At 69.8% G+C, this 4,328-nt stretch carries 6 protein-coding genes; all 6 read left to right on the top strand.

The features are described 5' to 3' along the window. The first annotated feature begins 8 nt into the window (after positions 1–8). The gene (locus tag ABNT58_RS03265) at positions 9–1,106 is read left to right on the top strand and encodes an MBL fold metallo-hydrolase (RefSeq protein ID WP_348752081.1); all 1,098 of its coding nucleotides are present in this window, start codon (positions 9–11) and stop codon (positions 1,104–1,106) included. A gap of 46 nt (positions 1,107–1,152) precedes the next feature. Then, positions 1,153–1,293, top strand: a complete 141-nt coding sequence (locus ABNT58_RS03260; protein WP_348752080.1) for a hypothetical protein — start codon at positions 1,153–1,155, stop codon at positions 1,291–1,293. 5 nt (positions 1,294–1,298) lie between these two features. Next, on the top strand, positions 1,299–1,889 hold the full coding sequence (locus ABNT58_RS03255) for a CPBP family intramembrane glutamic endopeptidase (protein ID WP_348752079.1): 591 nt from the start codon (positions 1,299–1,301) through the stop codon (positions 1,887–1,889). A gap of 128 nt (positions 1,890–2,017) precedes the next feature. Next, the gene (locus tag ABNT58_RS03250; protein ID WP_348752078.1) at positions 2,018–2,680 is read left to right on the top strand and encodes a hypothetical protein; all 663 of its coding nucleotides are present in this window, start codon (positions 2,018–2,020) and stop codon (positions 2,678–2,680) included. Between the two features lie 31 nt (positions 2,681–2,711). After that, positions 2,712–3,242, top strand: a complete 531-nt coding sequence (locus ABNT58_RS03245) for a GNAT family protein (RefSeq protein WP_348752077.1) — start codon at positions 2,712–2,714, stop codon at positions 3,240–3,242. A 282-nt stretch (positions 3,243–3,524) separates the two neighbouring features. Continuing rightward, the coding region (locus tag ABNT58_RS03240; RefSeq protein WP_348752076.1) for a phage late control D family protein at positions 3,525–4,328 on the top strand (804 nt) is incomplete at its 3' end.

The following is a 4,328-nucleotide window of genomic DNA, read 5'->3' as shown; positions in this document are numbered from 1 at the left end:
TAAACGTAATGTACTGCGGCCGGGCCCGCACCATCACCATGGCAAACGCCGACGAACAGCAGCTTGTCTATCCCCTGGGCGACACCTTGCCCGCCTCCGGCGGCACGCTGGAAGTGGCGCCCGGCGTGCTGTGGCTGCGCATGCCCCTGCCGTTTGCGCTGGACCACATCAACCTGTGGCTGCTGCGCGACCGGCAGGAGGGGCGCGAGGGCTGGACCATCGTCGATTGCGGCATCGACAGCCCCGGCACCCGTGCGGCGTGGGAGCAGGTGTTTGCCACCGCGCTGCAAGGCCTGCCGGTGCTGCGCGTGATCGTCACCCACATGCACCCCGACCACATCGGCCTGGCCCACTGGCTGACCGAGCGCTGGCACTGCCGGATGTGGATCAGCGCGACCGACTTCGGCGTGGCCCAGCTGGCGCGCAATGCCACCGGCCAGGGCGGCGACGAGAACGCCGACTTCCTGGCCGCGCATGGGCTGGCGGACGGCGAGACGCTGGAGTTGATCCGCCACCGCAGCGACTATTTTGCGCAACTGGTGCCGGCCCTGCCCGCCAGCTACCGGCGGCTGCTGGACGGCATGGTGCTGCAGATCAACGGCCGGCCATGGCGCTGCATCGCCGGCTACGGCCATGCGCCCGAGCACATCTCGCTGCACGACCAAGCGGCCGGCCTGCTGATCGCGGGCGACATGGTGCTGCCGCGCATCAGCACCAACGTGGGCGTGCACAGCAGCGAGCCTGAAGGCAACCCGCTGCCGCTGTACCTGGACTCCATCGCCCGCACCGCCGCCGAGCTGCCGGCCGACACGCTGGTGCTGCCTTCGCACGGCCGGCCCTTCCGCGGCCTGCACACGCGGGTGCAACAGCTACAACGCCACCATGACGAGCGACTGGCCGAGTTGATGCAGGCCCTGCGCCAGCGCCCCGGCAGCGCCGCCGACATGCTGCCGGTGCTGTTCCGCCGCGAGCTGGACGCCCACCAGACCACCTTCGCGATGGCCGAGTCGCTGGCCCACCTGAACATGCTGTGGCATGGCGGGCAGCTGCACCGGCAACGGGGCGATGATGGCGTGTGGCGGTTCAGCGCGGCGGCGACGGCCTGACGGCGCAGGCAGAGCCAGCGCAGGTCGGGCGGCAGATACTGCGCCCATGCACCCGCTTCACCATATCTCTTTCGGCGTGGCCGACCTGGCGCAGGCCGGCCGCTTCTACGACGCCAGCTACTACGCGGCCTTCGTCATCGACCCGGCCGGCCACGCCATCGAAGCCGTGTGCAAGGCGCCAGACTGAGCCGCGTGGCACCTGCGCCCACGCTGCGCCTGGGCCGGCAGGCCGCCACCTGTGCGCTCTTCTGCGCCTTGGCTCTGGCGGTGATGGCCTGGCGCCACCCTGACGACTGGCTGACCGACATCCGCACCGGATGGACACTGCCCGCGCAGCTGGCCCTGGCTGCGGCGGCCACGGCTGCCGCCTGGCTGCTCATCCTGATCGTGCGCCGCAGTCCGCGCTGGCGGCAGCGGGTGCCCGTGCCGTCATCGATGCAGGGCCTCGACCTGTCGGGCTACCGTCCATTGGCCGTCGCGCTGCTGGCCGGCATTGGCGAGGAGCTGCTGTTCCGCGCCGCACTGCTGCCGGCCGTGGGGCTGCTGGGCTCATCGGCACTGTTCGCGCTGGCCCATGCGCGCACCGCGTTGCTGGCCGGCCCCGGTTGGGGTCTGCGCAGTCTGTACCTCGCGCAGACGCTGCTGGCCGGCTTGGCGCTGGGGCTGGTCTACCTGCACCTGGGCCTGCTCGTGGCCGTGGTGCTGCATGTGCTGATCGACTGGGTGGGCTTGAGTCTGATGGCGGCGCGATCGAACGAGCTGGCGCGCGCCGCCCGACCTTGATCCAGCGCAAACCGGCGCCTGCCGCCCCTGGGTAAAAGCAGGCCAACGCCACCGTCCAGGCGAACAGGGCGGCTTCGTTGACGCGTGCAGTTGCGACGCCCCCGGCAGTTCACACCGTCGGAGGCGCCATGGTCGTCCACTTCTGCGCATCGCTGCCCTGCCCTGCCCGCCAGCGACTGGGCGATGGCCGGCTGCTGGAGCTGCGCCTGGCACCCCCGCCCGCCGCCGAGCCGCAGCAAGGCCTGCGGGCCGAGCTCGCGCAGGGCTGCCGGCGCTGCCCCTTCCACCTGGGGCTGCGCGACATGGGCTGTGCCGGCGTCATCCGCCACCCCATCTCCGCTGCGGCCGAGCGCTGGCTGCTGCAGCGCCTGCCCGACGACATGGACGAGCCGGCCGCCCGCCTGCTGCTGGCCGGCCTGCAGCAGGCGCAGGCCGATGGCCTGACGGTGGACCGGCTGCGCGCGCTCCATCGCCATTACGAGCTGCGCCGCCCGGTGCAGCGGCGCTGGGGGCCCTGGTTCAGCAGCCACACCACGGTGAGCTCGAGCCAGCTGCTGCAGGTGGCCCTGCACGCCGGCAGCCTGCTGCCGTCACAGGCCCGGCTGCTGGCCAGCGCGCTGGGCTACCTCGACGACCATCAGCAGGCTCGGGTCGATGCCGGCATGGCCTGCATGCCGCAGGACGATGCCTCGGTGCGCTCCCTCAAGCACTTCCTGTCGATGACCGCCGCCGCCGGCCAGCGCGGTGCCGGGGTGTTCATCAGCCTGGACCCGATGGGGCATGATGTTTGACGCAGAGCCCCACGCAATGTCTTTTCCATCCTTGTCCACCGCCCGCCTGCAACTGCGCGAAATCACCGACGCCGACGCGCCCGACCCGCTGCGCCTGCATGGCAACGCCGAGGCCATGCGCTGGTTCGGCAGCGACCCGCCGACGGACTTGGCTGGCGCCCGGCGGCTGGTGGAGGTTTTCGCTGGTTACCGTCGACAAGCTCACCCAGGCATCCGCTGGGGGCTGTGTCTGACTCATGAACCCCGCCTCATCGGTACCTGCGGGCTGTTTGCGCGCCAAGCGGGCTGGCGCAAATGCACCATCGGCTATGAGCTGCTGCCCGACCACCAGGGCCAAGGCCTGATGCAGGAAGCCCTGCAGGCGGCGATGGCCTGGGGCCATGAGCACATGAACCTGCACCGCATCGAGGCACTCGTTCATCCCGAGAACCTGCCCTCGCTGCGGCTGCTGGCCAGGCTCGGCTTTGAGCAGGAAGGCCGGCTAAGGGACGGCGCTTACTGGGGCGGCCGCTTCCACGACATGCTGATGCTGGCGCACGTGCGCACCCCAGCCGCACGCTGAAGACAGCCGTCTCGACGCGGCCCTGAGGGTGAGGATTTGCCCGCGCCGCGCCATTCAGGCGAGCGCGCGACAGCCGAATGAGGAGCAAACGGCGGCCGGCGTACCCCGGCGGCTTTGTCAAGGTACACGCTGACCTTGATCCTGCCCTGCCGCTGAACGAAGCTGATGCAAGCCTGAAGCGGTCATCAGGCATTCCCTCGCGGTTCGCGCAGTCCCCCGCAGTCCGGCCGGCCCGCGCCCTTGTGCCCGGTGCCTTGTTCCACGCTCACCTGTGTGGCCGACATGAACGAGAGCCTCCTCGTCTCGCGCCTGTTCAGCGGCGACCGCGCGCTGACGATCAGCAGCCCGGCGATTCCCCTGCACCGGGGCCGCCCGGCGCTGGTGCCGCTGCGGCTGAGCGGCCGAGAGGCGGTCAACGGCTTGTTCGAGTACCGGCTGGTGCTGCAGACGCCGGATGAGCTGGCGGAGTTTGGCGGCCCGATGCGGGGCGCCAACTTCAGCTTGCCGGACATGGTGGGGCGGGAGATTTCTTGCGCCATCGAGCTGGAAGGCCACGGGTCAGGCCTTCTTGGGAACCAAGGCGCAGGCGAGCGCCAGATCAACGCACTCATCACCGAAGCCCGCCTGCTGGGCGAAGACAGCCGGCATGCGCTCTATGAGCTGACGCTGCGCCCTTGGCTGTACCTGGCCACGCTGAGCACCGACTGCAAGGTCTTCCAGAACCAGACGCCGGTGCAGGTGCTTCGCGCGGTGCTGGACGACTACATCTTCCCTGTGGAATGGCGGCTCATCGAGCAGTACCCGGTGCGCGACTACCTCGTTCAGTACAACGAGACCGACTACCAATTCCTGTGCCGGCTGATGCAGCAATGGGGCATCAACCACCACTTCGAGCATGGCAACGGCGTGCACCGGCTGGTGCTCAGCGACCACAACGGCGCCTTCACGCCGCTGCAGCCGGATGAGCCCGCGAGCAGCTATCGCTCGATCGCCTACTACCCGCCCGGCCACAAGATCGACGAGGAGTACATCCACGCCTTTGCACCGGTGGATCGATTGACCGCCGGGAGCTACGAGAGCCGCGAG

Source organism: uncultured Aquincola sp. (genome assembly GCF_964001545.1).
Taxonomy (GTDB): domain Bacteria; phylum Pseudomonadota; class Gammaproteobacteria; order Burkholderiales; family Burkholderiaceae_C; genus Aquincola.
This window is presented reverse-complemented; position numbering and strand designations above follow the sequence as displayed.

Bases quoted from the DNA above. Each gene is read 5' to 3' on its own strand.
- ABNT58_RS03265 (WP_348752081.1), top strand. From the start codon at position 9: ATGTACTGCGGCCGGGCCCGCACCATCACCATGGCAAACGCCGACGAA.
- ABNT58_RS03260 (WP_348752080.1), top strand. From the start codon at position 1,153: ATGCACCCGCTTCACCATATCTCTTTCGGCGTGGCCGACCTGGCGCAG.
- ABNT58_RS03250 (WP_348752078.1), top strand. From the start codon at position 2,018: ATGGTCGTCCACTTCTGCGCATCGCTGCCCTGCCCTGCCCGCCAGCGA.